Here is a 14,422-nt window from a genome sequence, read left to right as displayed (position 1 = left end):
TGGACCTGGGCTGGCGGAGTGTTACAGCTCCGCCCCGTCCAGCAACTCCAGATACAGCCCGATGGCCTCTTCTATCTCCTTGACGAAGATGAATTCGTCGGCCGTGTGCGAGCGGGCACTCTTGCCGGGCCCCATCTTCATGGAGGGGAAGGGCATCAGCGCCTGGTCCGACAGGGTGGGTGAACCGAAGGGCGTGCGGCCCAGGGCTACGGCACGGCGCACCAGCGGATGGTCGGCCGGCACATGCGACGAGCTCAGGCGGAACGAACGGGCCTGCGGCTGGCAGTGGATGTGCTTCTTGATTTCCTCGAACAGTTCCTGGTTGGTATAGCATTCGTTGCTGCGGATGTCCACGACGAACGTGCAGCGGTCGGGCACGACGTTGTGCTGCGTGCCGGCGTTGACCATCGTCACACTCATCTTCACGGGGCCCAGCAGAGGCGAAACCCGTTCGAACCGATAGTCGCGGAACCAAGCGATGTCTTCCAATACCTTGTAGATGGCATTGTCGCCCTCCTCGCGGGCGGCATGGCCGGAGCGGCCTGTGGCGGTGACGTCCAGCACCATCAGCCCCTTTTCGGCGATGGCGGGCTGCATCTCTGTGGGTTCACCTACCAGGGCAAAGGCAATGGGCGGCAGTTGGGGCAGCACGCTTTCGATGCCCTCGCGCCCCGACACCTCTTCTTCGCACGAAGCCAGGTAGAGGAGGTTGTAGCGTTGCGCCGTGCGGCACAGGGTGAGGAACACCTGCAGCAGGCTGACCACGCTGGCGCCTGCGTCGTTGCTGCCCAGGCCGTAGAGCTTGCCGTTCGGTTCGAGCTGGGGGGTATAGGGGTCCTTGCGCCAGCCTTGTACGGGCTTCACGGTATCGATGTGCGAGTTGAGCAGCAGGGTGGGGCGCTTCAGGTCGAAGCCGGGTGCCAGGCACCACACGTTGTTGCCCTTGCGGCCCGTCTGCATGCCTTGCAGCTCGATGTACTGTTGCAGGCAGTCGGCTGCCCGCTCCTCGTCGCGGCTGACGGAGGGGATGCTTATCAATGACTTGAGCAGGCCGACGGCCTCGGAGGTCAGGGTGGGGATGTCGTATTTCATGTCTTCTCTTGTTTTTTCTGCAAACATACGGATAAATTCGGAACTGCGCTTGGCTTTGCCTGCTTTTTCTTTGGCCGGATGGTAAATAATGTGTACGTAAAATGCTCCTTTCCGGTTGTGCCGCAGGTTTTCCGGCCCGATTTTCTTCTGATGTCGATTTTCTTGTTAAGCGTCTGATAATCAGTATTGATTTTTTCAGGTAGCATTCCGGAAAAACCTGAATACTTTTCAGGCCGTACCTGAAAGGTCTTCAGTCCCTACCTGAAAGGTCTTCAGGTCCGGCCTGAAAGGCTTTCAGGTTGCACCTGAAAAATACCTGAAAAACGGGAAGGGGATGGAACGTTCTGATTTTCTTACAGCTGTCGGGCGCCTTTTCTGCCTTCGCGGCAAGCTTTGGAGCGGGGAAAGTGGTAATTCTTTGCGTTTTATGAAATAGTTTCAAATAAAACTAATACCTTTGTACCATATTAACCAACTTACTTTATCATGGTTCAGCATCATTTGTCTGTCCTGATTCACCGTCAGGCAGAGAAGTATGGAGAGAAAGTGGCCCTGAAGTACAGGGACTACGACACAAAACAGTGGCTGCCGGTGACGTGGAACGACTTCTCGCGGCAGGTACGCCAGGCCGCCAATGCGATGGTGGCGCTGGGCATCGGCGAGCAGGAGAACGTCGGTATCTTCTCGCAAAACAAGCCCGAATGTCTGTACATCGACTTTGCCGCGTTCGGCAACCGGGCCGTTACCATCCCTCTGTACGCTACCAGTTCGCCTACGCAGGCCCAGTATATCATCAACGACGCGCAGATACGTTTCCTTTTCGTGGGCGAGCAGTTCCAGTACGACGCCGCTTTCCGCGTCTTCGGCCTCTGCCAGTCGTTGCAGCAGCTCATTATCTTCGACCGCAAGGTGGTGCGCGACCCGCGCGACCTGACCTCCATCTATTTCGACGAGTTCATGCGGCTGGGCGAAGGCCTGCCGCACAACGAGGTGGTGGAGGCACGTACGGCCAAGGCTTCGCCCGACGACCTGGCCAACATCCTCTATACCTCCGGCACCACGGGCGAGCCCAAGGGGGTGATGCTTCCTCATTCCAACTACCTGGAGGCATTCCGCACGCACCGCATCCGCCTGCCGCAGGTCACGGACCGGGATGTGTCGATGTGCTTCCTGCCGCTGACGCATGTCTTCGAGCGCGGCTGGACCTACGTCTGCCTGGAGCGCGGCGTGCAGGTGTGCATCAACCTGCGTCCGCAGGACATACAGACCACCATCAAGGAAGTGCGCCCCACGGTGATGTGCAGCGTCCCTCGCTTTTGGGAGAAAGTCTATCAGGGTGTGCAGGAGCGCATTGCTCAGGAAACAGGCCTGCGCAAGGCGATGATGCTCGACGCCATCCGCGTGGGCCGCGAGCACAACCTGCAGTACGTGCGTCAGGGCAAGACCCCGCCGCTGATGCTGCACCTCCGCTACAAGTTCTACGAGAAGACCGTCTATGCCCTGCTGAAGAAGACGATCGGCATTGAGAACGGTACGTTCTTCCCCACCGCAGGTGCCGCCGTGTCGGACGAGGTGTGCGAGTTTGTCCACTCGGTGGGTATCAACATGGTGGTGGGTTATGGTCTGACGGAATCGACGGCTACCGTCTCCTGCTTCCCGGCCGTGAACTACATCATCGGTTCGGTGGGCGAGGTGATGCCCGACCTGGAAGTGAAGATCGGCGAGAACGACGAAATCCTGCTCCGCGGAAAGACCGTGATGAGGGGCTATTACAAGAAACCCGTCTCTACGGCCGATGCCATCGACAAGGACGGATGGTTCCACACCGGCGATGCCGGCCGGCTGGAAGGCCGTACCCTGTATCTGAAGGAGCGTATCAAGGACCTCTTCAAGACCTCGAACGGCAAGTACATCTCACCGCAGGCCCTGGAGACCAAGATGATTATCGACCGCTACATCGACCAGATAGCCATCATTGCCGACCAGCGTAAGTTCGTCTCGGCGCTCATCGTACCGGCCTACGACTTGGTGGAGAAGTTTGCCCGCGAGCAGGGCATTGCCTGCAAGGACCGTGCCGAGCTGATGCAGCATCCTGCCATCGTGGCCTTCTATCGCGACCGCATCGACACCTTGCAGCAGCAGTTTGCCCACTACGAGCAGATCAAGCGCTTCACCCTGCTGCCCGAACCTTTCAGCATGGAGCGCGGCGAGCTGACCAATACCTTGAAGCTGAAACGCGGTGTCGTGGCCCGCAACTACAAGGAGATCATCGACCGGATGTACGAAGAGTAAACAAATGTTGATAGTTTGATTGGATTGTTGGAGATATGGATGGAATTTCATTTCTTTGCAATCCAATCAAAACTATAAACGCCATGAAGAGAGCCTTTCCTCTTTTATCCATATACTTTCTGATGACCGTGCTGTGCGGCTGCAACGGCGACGTGTTCATCGACGACTTCGCCCCCTTGACGGATCAAATGCAAGTGCCCGCCGACGGTTCGGCCGCTACTCTCCGTTTCGACGGTGACAACTGGTACGTGCGCGGCCTCTTTCTGGAAAAATCAGAGCAGCACTTCGAAGAAATCCGTGGCAACATCTACGATGCTGACGGTACCCAACTCTATTTCGACGTCCCCTTCCACTTCAGTGACCTCGGGCTGGCGAAATACGTGGTTAGCTATCCGCAGTTCACGCTCACGCTGGAACGTACAGGAGGAAAGGAATTGCGAATCTCGGACGCCGAAAACATCGGGCTGGAGTTGTGCCGGCTCTCCCTCGGCGTGGGCAACGAGTACGAATACCGCGAAGTGGAGCTGCTTCTCGAACCCTCACCCCGCTACCGGCTGGACAGCATCGTCTATTCGCTGGATTCCTGGTACTTGGATCAAGACAGTGCGAGAACAGATCGAATGGTGATTTCTCCCACCAATCTTACGGACAATCCCTGGAAATATCCGCTTCATCCTTATGACAGTTTCCGGCAAAGTTTCACCTTCAGAGGTGGCGACGAGTGGCACCCCGGCATCGACCCGTCGCTGTTCCAGATGTTCGGTACCGAGATGCCTGTCGTCCCCGTGCCCCGCCTGGACAAATACAATAGTCCTGCTTTGCTGGGCGACGAACTTCCGCTCTCGGGCGAAAACTATGAATTCCCCTTGTCCGACGAACTGCTGGCCGTGACAGATACCGTTGTCGTACCGCCCGGCAAGGCGGTAGAGTGCACCGTGAAGTGCTGGTTCCGTTATACCAGCGTTCCCTATAAGATTTATGCCAGTTGCCCGCAGACGGACCGCCGCCGCGTGCTTGAAGGCCGGGCCGACCTTTACACTCCGCAAAGCTATTCGCTGACAACTGTCGTACGCGATGTGAACATCAACAAATAATCTACTGACTCTTTCCATGAAGAAGACCATTCTTGCTCTCCTGACAGCCCTCTGCCTGCCGCTTGCCGGCGGCGTCGTTCGGGCCCAGTCTTTACAGCAATCGTCGGATACACTCCGCCACCGTCCGTCGCACAGCATCGGATTTGACTTGCGTCCCAGCTATGTATTTCCCACCCGCAGTTTCTTTACGGGTGACAATGCGGCGGGCAAACCCATCAACACGGCCCTTTCGGCTCATCTGAAATATGCTTTCCGTTTCTCGCCCGACTCCCGTTTGGGGCGCTTGTATCCTTATGCCTATCAGGGTATCGGTGTGGCCTACAACACCTTCTTCAATTCGTCGGAGGTCGGGACACCCGTTGCGGTCTATGCTTTTCAGGGTTCGCGTATCGCAAAGCTGGCTCCGGGGCTGACGCTGGATTATGAGTGGAACTTCGGAGCCTCGTTCGGCTGGAAGCGGTATAATCCCGAAACCAATTATTATAACGATGTGGTGGGTTCGCGCATCAACGCCTACATCAATGCCGGCTTCTTCCTGAACTGGCAGGTGGCTCCGCAATGGAACTTGACGGCGGGTGTCGACCTGACCCACTACTCGAACGGCAATACCAATTACCCCAATTCGGGTGTCAATACGGTGGGAGCACGTATCGGGCTGGTACGCACTTTCGGAGGCAGTGCAGCGGAACCTGCGACGGCTTCTGTCGGGAAGGAGGAAGAATCATCGTCTTGGGCCGGGCGCATCAGCTATGACGTGGTGCTCTACGGTTCCACACGCCGTCGGGGAATCTTGTTGGATAACGGCCCCCTGCTGGTTCCCGGTTCGTTTGGTGTGGCGGGCTTGAATTTCAATCCCATGTATCGGGTCAACCGGTATTTTCGTGCCGGTGTGTCGGTGGATGCGCAGTACGACGAGAGTGCCAATCTCAAGGACTATCACGTCGAAGGAACCAGCGGCGGCGACATCAAGTTTTATCGTCCGCCTTTCCGCGAGCAGTTTGCTGTAGGTCTGTCGCTCCGTGCCGAACTGAATATGCCTATCTTCTCGGTAAACGTGGGTTTCGGCCGGAACCTCATCCAGCAGGGCGAGGATACCCGCGGTTTCTATCAGGTCTTGGCGCTCAAGACCTTTGTCACGCCCCGCCTCTTCCTCCACGTGGGCTACCAGCTGCATGACTTCAAGGACCCCAACAACCTGATGCTGGGCTTGGGCTGGCGGTTCGGGAAACGTTGATGAGTGGTTAGTGGTTAGCGGTTAGTGATTAGTGATTAGTGGTAAGTGGTTGGCATAAAAAAAGCGGTTAGTCGTCAGTATCACCACTAACCACTAACCGCTTACCGTTAACCGTTCTTTTTTAGTATCCGAAGATATCTTCTGTCGTCAGTTCGATAACCGGACCGATTTTCTTCAGTGCCTCCATGTCGAGTTCTTTCTTGTCACCCAGGATGCCGTAGCTGTACGTGCGTCCCTTGATCCACTTCTGCTGGAAGTCGATGACGTTCTGCAGCGTCATGCCCTGCACGTCATTGAAGAGCTTGATGCGGCTGTCCACCGTCTGGCCCAGATCCTGTGCGTTGATGTAGCTCCAGATGACGCTCATCTTCGTGATGCGGTCGGTACGCAGGCGGGCTATCATACCCTCCTTGGCCAGCTTGAAGGCCGTTTCAGACTGCGGCATGTTGTTGATGATGTCGTTGAACGTATTGATGGCGTCGAGCATCTTGTCGTTCTGCGACGAAATCTGCGAAATGAAGTAATAGTCCTCGTCGGCATATCCCGGCTTGTTCAGTCCGGCCCAGGCAGAGTAGGCCAGTCCGCGGCTCTCGCGCATCTCCTGGAAGACGATGGAGTTCATGCCTCCGCCGAAGTATTCGTTGTAGAGCTGGCGGGCAGGCTCGATGGAAGCGTCAAACTTCTCGCCGCGGTTGGATATCTGCGACATATAGATGTTCTTGGCTTCGTAAGGAGCCAGATAAATCTTCGTTTCGGGCGTAGCCTGTTGCTTGAAGTCTTCGCCGGCAGGTACGTCCTTCAACGTTTCGGGGGTGCGGTGCTCCTTGTCGAGCAGGGCCACGAGTTCCTTGTCGCTGCTCGGACCGTAGTACAGGATGCGGTGCTTGTAGCTGTTCAGGTTGTGGATGCGGTCCACCAGTTCCTGCGGGTTCATGCCTTTCAGTTCGGCTTCGCTCAGCAAGTTTGTTGCGGGGTTCTTCGGGCCATAGTTCACGTAGTTGATGAGGCGGCCGAAGTTGGTACCCTGGCTCAGCTTGGCATCCTTGCGTGCCTTCAGCAGGTCGTTGGCCAGATTGGCGTAGGCTTCGGCGTTCACCTGTGCGTCGGCCAGCAGCTTCTCGAACAGCGCCATGGCGGCAGGCAGATTCTCGTTGAGGCCGGAGAGGGTGACATATGTGCGTCGGCTGCCCGGCGATACGTAGAACGAGCAGGCCATGCGGTAGAACTCGCTCTTCACCTGTTCGGGTGTCATATCCGACGTACCCAGGTATTCCAGGTACTGGGCGGCGGTACCCAGCGCCTTGTCCTGATTGTTACCCATATCGAAGAGGTAAATCAGCTGGAAGAGGTCGTTGGATGTATTCTGCTTGTAGAGCACGGGCACGCCTTTGCCGGTGGTCAGCTGCGTCAGGTCCTTGCTGTAGTCCAGGAAGACAGGTTCGATGGGTGTCACGTTCTTGGCCTCGGCCTGCAGTTCCTTCAGGAAGGCGCTGGCTGTGTCGCGGTTCATCACAATCGGAGTGATTTCGGGCTTGGCAATCTTTACCTCGTTGGGATCTTTGCCCTGGCGTTTGTAGATGATGGCGTAGTTGTCGTCCTTCAGGTACTTGTTGGCAAAGTCTACGATGTCCTGCTTCGTCAGCTTGGCCATGCGGTCCAGTGCGGTCACTTCGTCGGCCCAGTTGCTGCCGTTGACGAACGACTGTACGAACCAGTCGGCACGGGCATCGTTGCTTTCCAGCTGGTGCAGCTGGTAGAGCTTGAAGTTGTTGATGTTGGCTTCCAGCAGACTCTCGTCGAAGTCGCCGTCGCGCAGTTTCTTCAGTTCACCCAGCAGCAGGTCCTTCACCTCGTCCAGTGTCTGCCCGGCTTTGGGGCGTCCGGCCATCATGAAGGCACTGTAGTCGCTCATGGCCATCGGGTAGCAGTAGGCACTCAGCGTCTTCTGCTGTTGCGACAGGTCGAGGTCGATGAGGCCGGCCTGACCGTTGTACAGGATTTGCGACAGAATCTGCAGCGTTTCCAGTTCCTTGCTGGCTGCGCCGGGGAAGCGCCAGGCCAGTGTCACGTTCTCGGCCTCGGGGCCCAGTACCTCACGTACCACGGGAGCCGTGATGTCGGCTTCCTTGGGCAGGTTGAGTTTCGGCAGGTTGGGGTTGGGCTGCATGTCGCCGAAATATTTGTCGATGGTGGCAATCATCTGGTCGGGGTCGAAGTCACCGCTGAGGCAGATGGCCATGTTGTTGGGCACATACCACGTCTTGTAGTAGTTCTTGATGTTGGTGATGGAAGGGTTCTTCAGGTCTTCCTGTGTGCCCAGTACGGTCTGCGTGCCGTAGGGATGCTGGGGGAAGAGGGCAGAGAGCATCGTTTCGTAGACCTTGCGTCCGTCTTGCGTCAGCGACATGTTCTTCTCTTCGTACACCGTCTCCAGTTCGGTATGGAAGCCGCGGATGACGCAGTTCTTGAAGCGGTCGGCCTGAATCTTGGCCCAGTTTTCCACTTCGTTGCTGGGAATGTCTTCGGTGTAGCAGGTTACGTCGAAACTGGTGTAGGCGTTGGTGCCGTTGGCGCCGATGGCAGCCATCAGCTTGTCGTATTCGTTGGGGATGGCATATTTCGAGGCTTCATACGACAGGCTGTCGATGGTGTGGTAGATGGCCTTGCGTTCGGCTTCGTCGGTAGTCTTGCGATAGACCTCGAAAGTCTGTTCTATCTGGTCGAGCAGGGGCTTTTCAGTCTCGTAGTTCATGGTGCCGAAGTGGTTGGTACCCTTGAACATTAGGTGCTCGAAGTAGTGGGCCAGACCGGTGGTCTCGGCGGGGTCGTTCTTGCCGCCCACGCGTACGGCAATGTAGGTCTGGATGCGCGGTTCGTCCTTGTTGACGGTCATGTACACTTTCAGGCCGTTGTCCAGCGTGTAGATACGCGCCTGGAGCGGGTCGTTGGGAACAGTCTCGTAGCTGTACTTCGATTGCGTGCAGCTGCTCAGGCCCAGGGCTGCCAGGCAGAGCAGCGGCAGGCCGATTTTCTTGAGTAATGCGTTCATAAATAGACTTATTAGATTGATAACTGCAAAGTTATTCGTTTTTTTCATACCTTTGCACTCCGAAACAAAGTATTTTCATTATGATAACCGCTGAACAACTGAAAGATATCAAAGACCGTACCGAGGCGCTGAACCGCTACCTGGACATCGAAGGCAAGAAGATTCAGGTGGAGGAAGAGCAGCTCCGCACGCAGGCACCCGGCTTCTGGGACGACCAGAAGGCTGCCGAAGCACAGATGAAGAAAGTGAAGGGACTCCAGCAGTGGATTTCCGGCTACAACGAAGTGAAGACCCTTTCGGAGGAACTGCAGCTGGCGTTCGACTTCTACAAGGACGAGCTGGTGACCGAAGAGGAAGTGGACGAGGCTTATGCCAAGGCTGCCGAAGCCGTCGAAGCCCTGGAACTGAAGAACATGCTGCGCGAGGAAGCCGACCAGATGGACTGTGTGCTCAAAATCAACTCCGGAGCCGGAGGCACGGAGAGTCAGGACTGGGCCAGCATGCTGATGCGCATGTACCTGCGCTATGCCGAGACCCACGGCTACAAGGCTACCATCGCCAACCTGCAGGAAGGCGACGAGGCGGGCATCAAGACCTGTACCATCGAAATCAGCGGCGACTATGCCTACGGTTACCTGAAGGGTGAGAACGGTGTGCACCGCCTGGTGCGCGTGTCGCCCTACAACGCCCAGGGCAAGCGTATGACATCGTTTGCCTCCGTGTTCGTCACCCCGCTGGTGGACGATACCATCGAGGTGAACATCGAGCCGGCCCGCATCTCCTGGGATACCTTCCGAAGCGGCGGCGCGGGTGGCCAGAACGTGAACAAGGTGGAGTCCGGCGTCCGTCTGCGCTACCAGTACAAGGCCCCCTACACGGGCGAGGAAGAAGAAATCCTGATTGAGAACACCGAGACGCGCGACCAGCCCAAGAACCGCGAGAATGCCCTCCGCCTCCTCCGCTCCATGCTCTACGACAAGGAGATGAAGCACCGCATGGCCGAGCAGGCCAAGATTGAGGCGGGCAAGAAGAAGATTGAGTGGGGCTCGCAGATCCGCAGCTACGTCTTCGACGACCGCCGCGTGAAGGACCACCGCACCAACTACCAGACCAGCGACGTGAACGGTGTGATGGACGGCAAGATAGATGGTTTCGTCAAGGCCTACCTGATGGAGTTCGCAGGTGCGGGCGAGGCGTAAGGTGAACGATCGCTTTTATTCTTATTTTATATATATGATGGAGGAAGTGACTGAATAAGGAGGCCACTTCCTTTTTTTTGTTGGATACTGAGTTTGGGACTGTTTAAATTTTGTTCTGTACTTATTTGGATTGTTTCCGAGGCTGTTTTTTCCTGAGGAGCGTAGCAAGTTACGTGAGAGAAACAAACCAGAGAGAAACTTGGGCAAAGGCAGAATAAAAGACTTTATCTATCAATTTTCAATAAGATCTTTCGCTTTCGTATTCATGCTAATATATTTTTACGGAACAGCTACGAAAGAACGCAAATCTATAATGTTGTTGGATTAGTTTTTGGGTAACAAGAGTCCCATGTGACGAAGATATATGCATGTCATGTCTTTTTGGTTTTTTTGTGGACAGAATAGAAATTCATTTTTACCAGAATTGTTGACGAAAATAAAAAAACGTTGTTCAGTTCCATCCCTTCTATTTATAGGGAAATATACCGAATCATGTTGGAGAAGTGTATATCTAAAACCATTTAATTTATTTTTCCATAGGATTTGTGTCGTGCGGTTGACAGAATACGAGGTAACAATGATAAATATATGTTTGCCCATAGTGTGTTGAACTTCTGATAGAACTTCTAAATCTTGTGTGATACATTCATCGCACATGTCTTCTGAAAAACAATAAACTAGAGAATTTTGGATGGGGAATTTATTTTCGTAAACGGAGTCTGTATAATTGTTGCCATACACTACCATAAGACTATTGGTAAATAGTGTTAAATTATTTGCTTCCCTTTCCATAACTGTTAAGTGATTTGCTTGTATTATCGTATATATTATCGAAGATGCTAGAATAAAACAACCTATGCTAATACTTAGATATACTTTATTTTTTAAATTCATAGTATAATAAAACAGGATTTGATTCACTGTCCAGCTGGTTTATTGATTCCTTGTTGACAACTTTGTCTGATATATATCCGTCTTCAAGAAGGTGTTTGAGTTCCGGTATTTGTTCTGTCGTATAACAATAATAGATGCCGGTAGAATCTGCACAAAGATAATGGGGGAGCGTGCGGTTTACCTTTTTCTGTAAGAAGATGTCGTATTCTGTCCGGTTGTAAATATGAGTACGCCTATTCTTTAAATCGTATCTGACTGACAGACGTGAACCTCCGTTGCATTCGAACCATATGTTGTCCCCCTGTATGAAGAAGTTGGAAAAGCCGAAAAACTTCTCTTGCCGATTCAGGCGCATAGACTGCATGACCAGTTGCTTGCTGCGGGTAGTGGGGACGGGGGAATAGCGTTTGTCTTCTTCGGGTATATCCTCTTTCCGGACCACCTGCTTGCCGTGTATGGCCAGGACAGGATTTACTGTACCGTCTTTTAGAACCATCACCGTATCCATAAGCCCGGTGCAGAACCAGGTTTCTCCTTCCATGGGGAAAAACGGAGGATTGCTTTGGCCTATGGGTTCATTCTGCCATCCTTGGTTGTACAGGTCGGCATCCAGCATCCGGCCGGTCTCTTTCCCCGTCTGCGGATCTATTTGGTGTAGCAGGTAGAAGGTGGAAGATGCATCCGGATTATGGCAGGGTTGGGCTGCGTACAGATGGCCGGACTGGTAATGGATGTGGCTGTAATACTGGCGGCTGCTTAGTGTGATTCCCTCCTCAAAGGTTCCTGTCGGCAGGTCGTATCGCAAGATTTTCCGTCGGTTGGCATCATAGATATAAAGTTTGTTGTTTGTCGGGTCTATGGTAAAGTCCCTGCAATTTGTATATTCACCAGGTGCAGAACCGTGGTTCCCGAATTTTCGGATAAAACTTCCATCTTTTTTGAAGGCATATACACTTTCAGTCTTTTTGTCGATTAGAAAAAAAGCGTCTTTTGTAATAAGCATCTTGTGAATGTTTGATAACAAGACTTCTTTTGTGCTTAGTGGAATGATTTTTGCAGTATTGAAAAATGTGGAATATTTAAATGTTTCAATTGTAGCACTGTCTAAATTTATAATGGTTGTTTCTTGGGCAAGAAAGTTGTTCCCTTTTGGAGAAGAACAAGATGCTAAAAAAAAGTATATTATAAGAGATAGATAAGTATATGCCTTTTTTTTCATATGCAAGAATAAATATAGGTGTTGTCTAAATGCTGAATCATTTGTCCATTACAATCATAGTAATAATATTCAGCACCTTTAGTGCAAATTCCGGGTTGATCTCCTTCGCATTGAAATGTGATTGCTTCTCTGATAGTTCGTTTTATTCCACCACAATCTTGCTCCATTACTTCTTGTGTAACAGAAGAATGGCAGGGCTCATTATTTCCTCCTGTTTCTCCTCCTCCGGATTCTCCATTTGCGAGTGCTTCTAATGAGAAATAGTAAGGTTGATATTCTTTTGTCTCAATTTGCGCCTTTCTGATGTTTAACATTGCTATGGAAATAATAGCAGCTGTCAATCCAAATTTGGAAATTTTGTTCATAACAAAGTGTTTTTATTGTTTTCAACAAAGGAGTAAAAAAAGTGGAATTTACAAAGGATTGGCAGAATAAACTGACGGAATATAACATTATTTAGCTTTTGGGATTTGCAATAGTACTCTTTAAGTGATGCTTTTGCAGAAAAATGAATGTAAAAAGGAAGGACGTTATGAGAGGAAAAATTGCTGCTGCTTGTGTTGTCGCTTCTTGCTGGTTTCTGGTAGCTTGCCGCTCGACTAAAGATGCTGTCCCGGCAACCGCCAATCCTTATTTGACACATTATCTCACCGCTGTTTCTGATTCAACAAGTAGGACGAAGGGGATTGTTTCACCCTCCCATTCAGTGGAACGTCTGAATAAGGACCGCCTGCACGAGGAGGTCAATCCAGAAAAGGAAGGTACGTGAGCCGATTTCCTGCGTCATCTTGTGGAGTATCTTTGGCCAGACAGGCGTTAGTGAATGCCTTTTGTAAATCAGAATTACTATTCTTTCCGGTGCTCTTCAACGGGAGGCATCTGATGCGTTGGAAGTCATTTATAGGGAAGGTTTGAAACCTCGGGGCCTTATGTTTGAAACATTCCCCCCTTATGTTTCAAACATAGGCGCCTTAGGGTTTAAACCCATTTATTTCAAGGGGAAGAGAACGAAACTGAATTCGCCTTTGATTTGTCAAGAAAATATACTATCTGGTGGATGGGGTGATTGTTACTGCAACTCTTCCCTCGGCTTGCGTCAAGGCTGTCGGATAGCTTATTTCCCACGAAAAGTCACGAACGTACCGTCGAGCAGACACGAGAAGAGGTCGAGCTTGATGTAGACGTGGTCCATGTAGAGCGTCCCTCCTCCCGGATAGCTCAGGGCGATGGAGTTTTGCAGGCTGTTGGCCCAGCGCCAGTAGAAGGTGTAGTATTCTTCCCACACCTCACCGTTGTAGTTGCACAGCAGCGATTCTTCGCCTTGGCCGCCGGTATAGAAAATAATCTGGTGGTTGACCAGCGTACCGTCGTCCAGCGAATAGTTGGCCTCCCAGGTGTGGCCGCACAGCTCCCACGTGGTGGCTCCGCTTCCTTCGGGATAGTCGCTTTCGCCGATGGAGCAGCTGCTCCCGGCAACCAGCAGGGCGAGGAGGCAGAGGAGGAGAGGCAGGTTTCGTTTACGTTCTTTCATGTCATTGTTTCGTTACGGCTGGATATCACCGACTGCTATCTGATATTCACGCCACAGCTGGTCTATGTTGCAGTCTTGTCCCAAGATGTGCTTCACTGCTCCGTCGAACGACCAGGGAACGACCTCCAGCGCGCTCCGGTTGAACTTGCGCAGGAATTCGGCGTCTTTGTGGTCGCGCAGCCAGACGAGGAAGTAACCGGTCGTGCGGTATCCGTCCATGTAGCTGCCGCCTTTCGGTCGCGCACTGGGGCCTTCGAAGCCTCCGTTGGCTATCCGCACGGCGTCTGCCATGCCCTCGATGAAGGCGCGGAACGTCGGGCTGTCTCCGTAGCTGCCCACTCCCTGCGGCTCCAGCTGGTAGGCGTGTGTCAGTTCGTGGAGCAGTACGCCGCGGGTTTCGAACAGCACCTTGGCCGTATCGTTCTGACCAAACGATTGCTCGATATGGCGGGTACTGTAGAAAATACTGACGTAACCGTTGCCACCACTCTTGGCCGAAACACCTTCGATGTCTTCCAGCGTATAGTGTATCTGGTAGACACGGGGGATGCTGTCTTTGGGCGACGTGTAGAGGGTGGCCAGCACGGTGCGGGCCTGTTCCTTGATGTAGCTTTCGGGCCGGGGGATGATACGGCGGTAGATGTCCGATCCGGCGGTTTCGGGCGCCTTGTCCTCGAACAGGACGCTTCCTACGTTGTAACGGTCCCATACGGTGATTGTCTGCTCCGGTTGGGGATTGTCACTGGTGGTGCAGGCTGCCGCGTTGGCGAGCAGGCTGGCTGCACAGGCAAATGATAACATCAGTCTTTTCATTGGTT

11 protein-coding genes are annotated in these 14,422 nt (G+C 53.1%); 5 read left to right on the top strand and 6 right to left on the bottom strand.

Features of this window, described 5'->3' with window-relative positions:
* Positions 1-21 precede the first annotated feature (21 nt).
* Positions 22-1,092 carry a M20/M25/M40 family metallo-hydrolase gene (locus RDO88_RS00580; RefSeq protein WP_307757499.1) on the bottom strand — a complete coding sequence of 357 codons (1,071 nt, stop codon included), beginning with the start codon at positions 1,090-1,092 and terminating at the stop codon, positions 22-24.
* 486 nt (positions 1,093-1,578) lie between these two features.
* Between RDO88_RS00580 and RDO88_RS00575 the strand changes: the two genes are divergently transcribed.
* From RDO88_RS00575 to RDO88_RS00565, 3 genes are all read left to right on the top strand, one after another.
* Positions 1,579-3,384, top strand: coding sequence for an AMP-binding protein (locus RDO88_RS00575; protein ID WP_307757498.1), 1,806 nt, complete (start codon positions 1,579-1,581; stop codon positions 3,382-3,384).
* Between the two features lie 83 nt (positions 3,385-3,467).
* Positions 3,468-4,478, top strand: coding sequence for a hypothetical protein (locus tag RDO88_RS00570; RefSeq protein WP_307757497.1), 1,011 nt, complete (start codon positions 3,468-3,470; stop codon positions 4,476-4,478).
* A 16-nt stretch (positions 4,479-4,494) separates the two neighbouring features.
* On the top strand, positions 4,495-5,712 hold the full coding sequence (locus RDO88_RS00565; protein ID WP_307757496.1) for an acyloxyacyl hydrolase: 1,218 nt from the start codon (positions 4,495-4,497) through the stop codon (positions 5,710-5,712).
* 121 nt (positions 5,713-5,833) lie between these two features.
* Here the strand turns inward: RDO88_RS00565 and RDO88_RS00560 are convergent, their stop codons facing one another.
* Entirely contained in the window at positions 5,834-8,761 is a 2,928-nt protein-coding gene (locus tag RDO88_RS00560) for an insulinase family protein (protein ID WP_307757495.1), read from the bottom strand.
* A gap of 80 nt (positions 8,762-8,841) precedes the next feature.
* Here RDO88_RS00560 and prfB point away from each other — a divergent pair, with 80 nt between their 5' ends.
* Positions 8,842-9,960 (top strand): peptide chain release factor 2, encoded by a 1,119-nt coding sequence (prfB, locus tag RDO88_RS00555; RefSeq protein WP_307757494.1) that lies wholly within the window; start codon positions 8,842-8,844, stop codon positions 9,958-9,960.
* A gap of 877 nt (positions 9,961-10,837) precedes the next feature.
* Here prfB and RDO88_RS00550 read toward each other — a convergent pair.
* Positions 10,838-12,073 carry a 6-bladed beta-propeller gene (locus RDO88_RS00550; RefSeq protein WP_307757493.1) on the bottom strand — a complete coding sequence of 412 codons (1,236 nt, stop codon included), beginning with the start codon at positions 12,071-12,073 and terminating at the stop codon, positions 10,838-10,840.
* Positions 12,070-12,438 (bottom strand): hypothetical protein, encoded by a 369-nt coding sequence (locus RDO88_RS00545; protein WP_307757492.1) that lies wholly within the window; start codon positions 12,436-12,438, stop codon positions 12,070-12,072. The genes RDO88_RS00550 and RDO88_RS00545 overlap by 4 nt, the downstream gene beginning before the upstream one ends.
* A gap of 167 nt (positions 12,439-12,605) precedes the next feature.
* Between RDO88_RS00545 and RDO88_RS00540 the strand changes: the two genes are divergently transcribed.
* Complete coding sequence (locus RDO88_RS00540; protein WP_307757491.1) at positions 12,606-12,842, top strand: hypothetical protein; 237 nt, start codon at positions 12,606-12,608, stop codon at positions 12,840-12,842.
* Positions 12,843-13,187: 345 nt separating this feature from the next.
* Here the strand turns inward: RDO88_RS00540 and RDO88_RS00535 are convergent, their stop codons facing one another.
* Both RDO88_RS00535 and RDO88_RS00530 read right to left on the bottom strand, forming a co-directional pair.
* Positions 13,188-13,604 carry a hypothetical protein gene (locus RDO88_RS00535; RefSeq protein WP_307757490.1) on the bottom strand — a complete coding sequence of 139 codons (417 nt, stop codon included), beginning with the start codon at positions 13,602-13,604 and terminating at the stop codon, positions 13,188-13,190.
* Between the two features lie 12 nt (positions 13,605-13,616).
* Positions 13,617-14,417 carry a basic secretory protein-like protein gene (locus RDO88_RS00530; RefSeq protein ID WP_307757489.1) on the bottom strand — a complete coding sequence of 267 codons (801 nt, stop codon included), beginning with the start codon at positions 14,415-14,417 and terminating at the stop codon, positions 13,617-13,619.
* Between the last annotated feature and the right edge of the window lie 5 nt (positions 14,418-14,422).

Source organism: uncultured Mediterranea sp., assembly GCF_902493215.1.
Taxonomy (GTDB): domain Bacteria; phylum Bacteroidota; class Bacteroidia; order Bacteroidales; family Bacteroidaceae; genus Bacteroides.
This window is presented reverse-complemented; position numbering and strand designations above follow the sequence as displayed.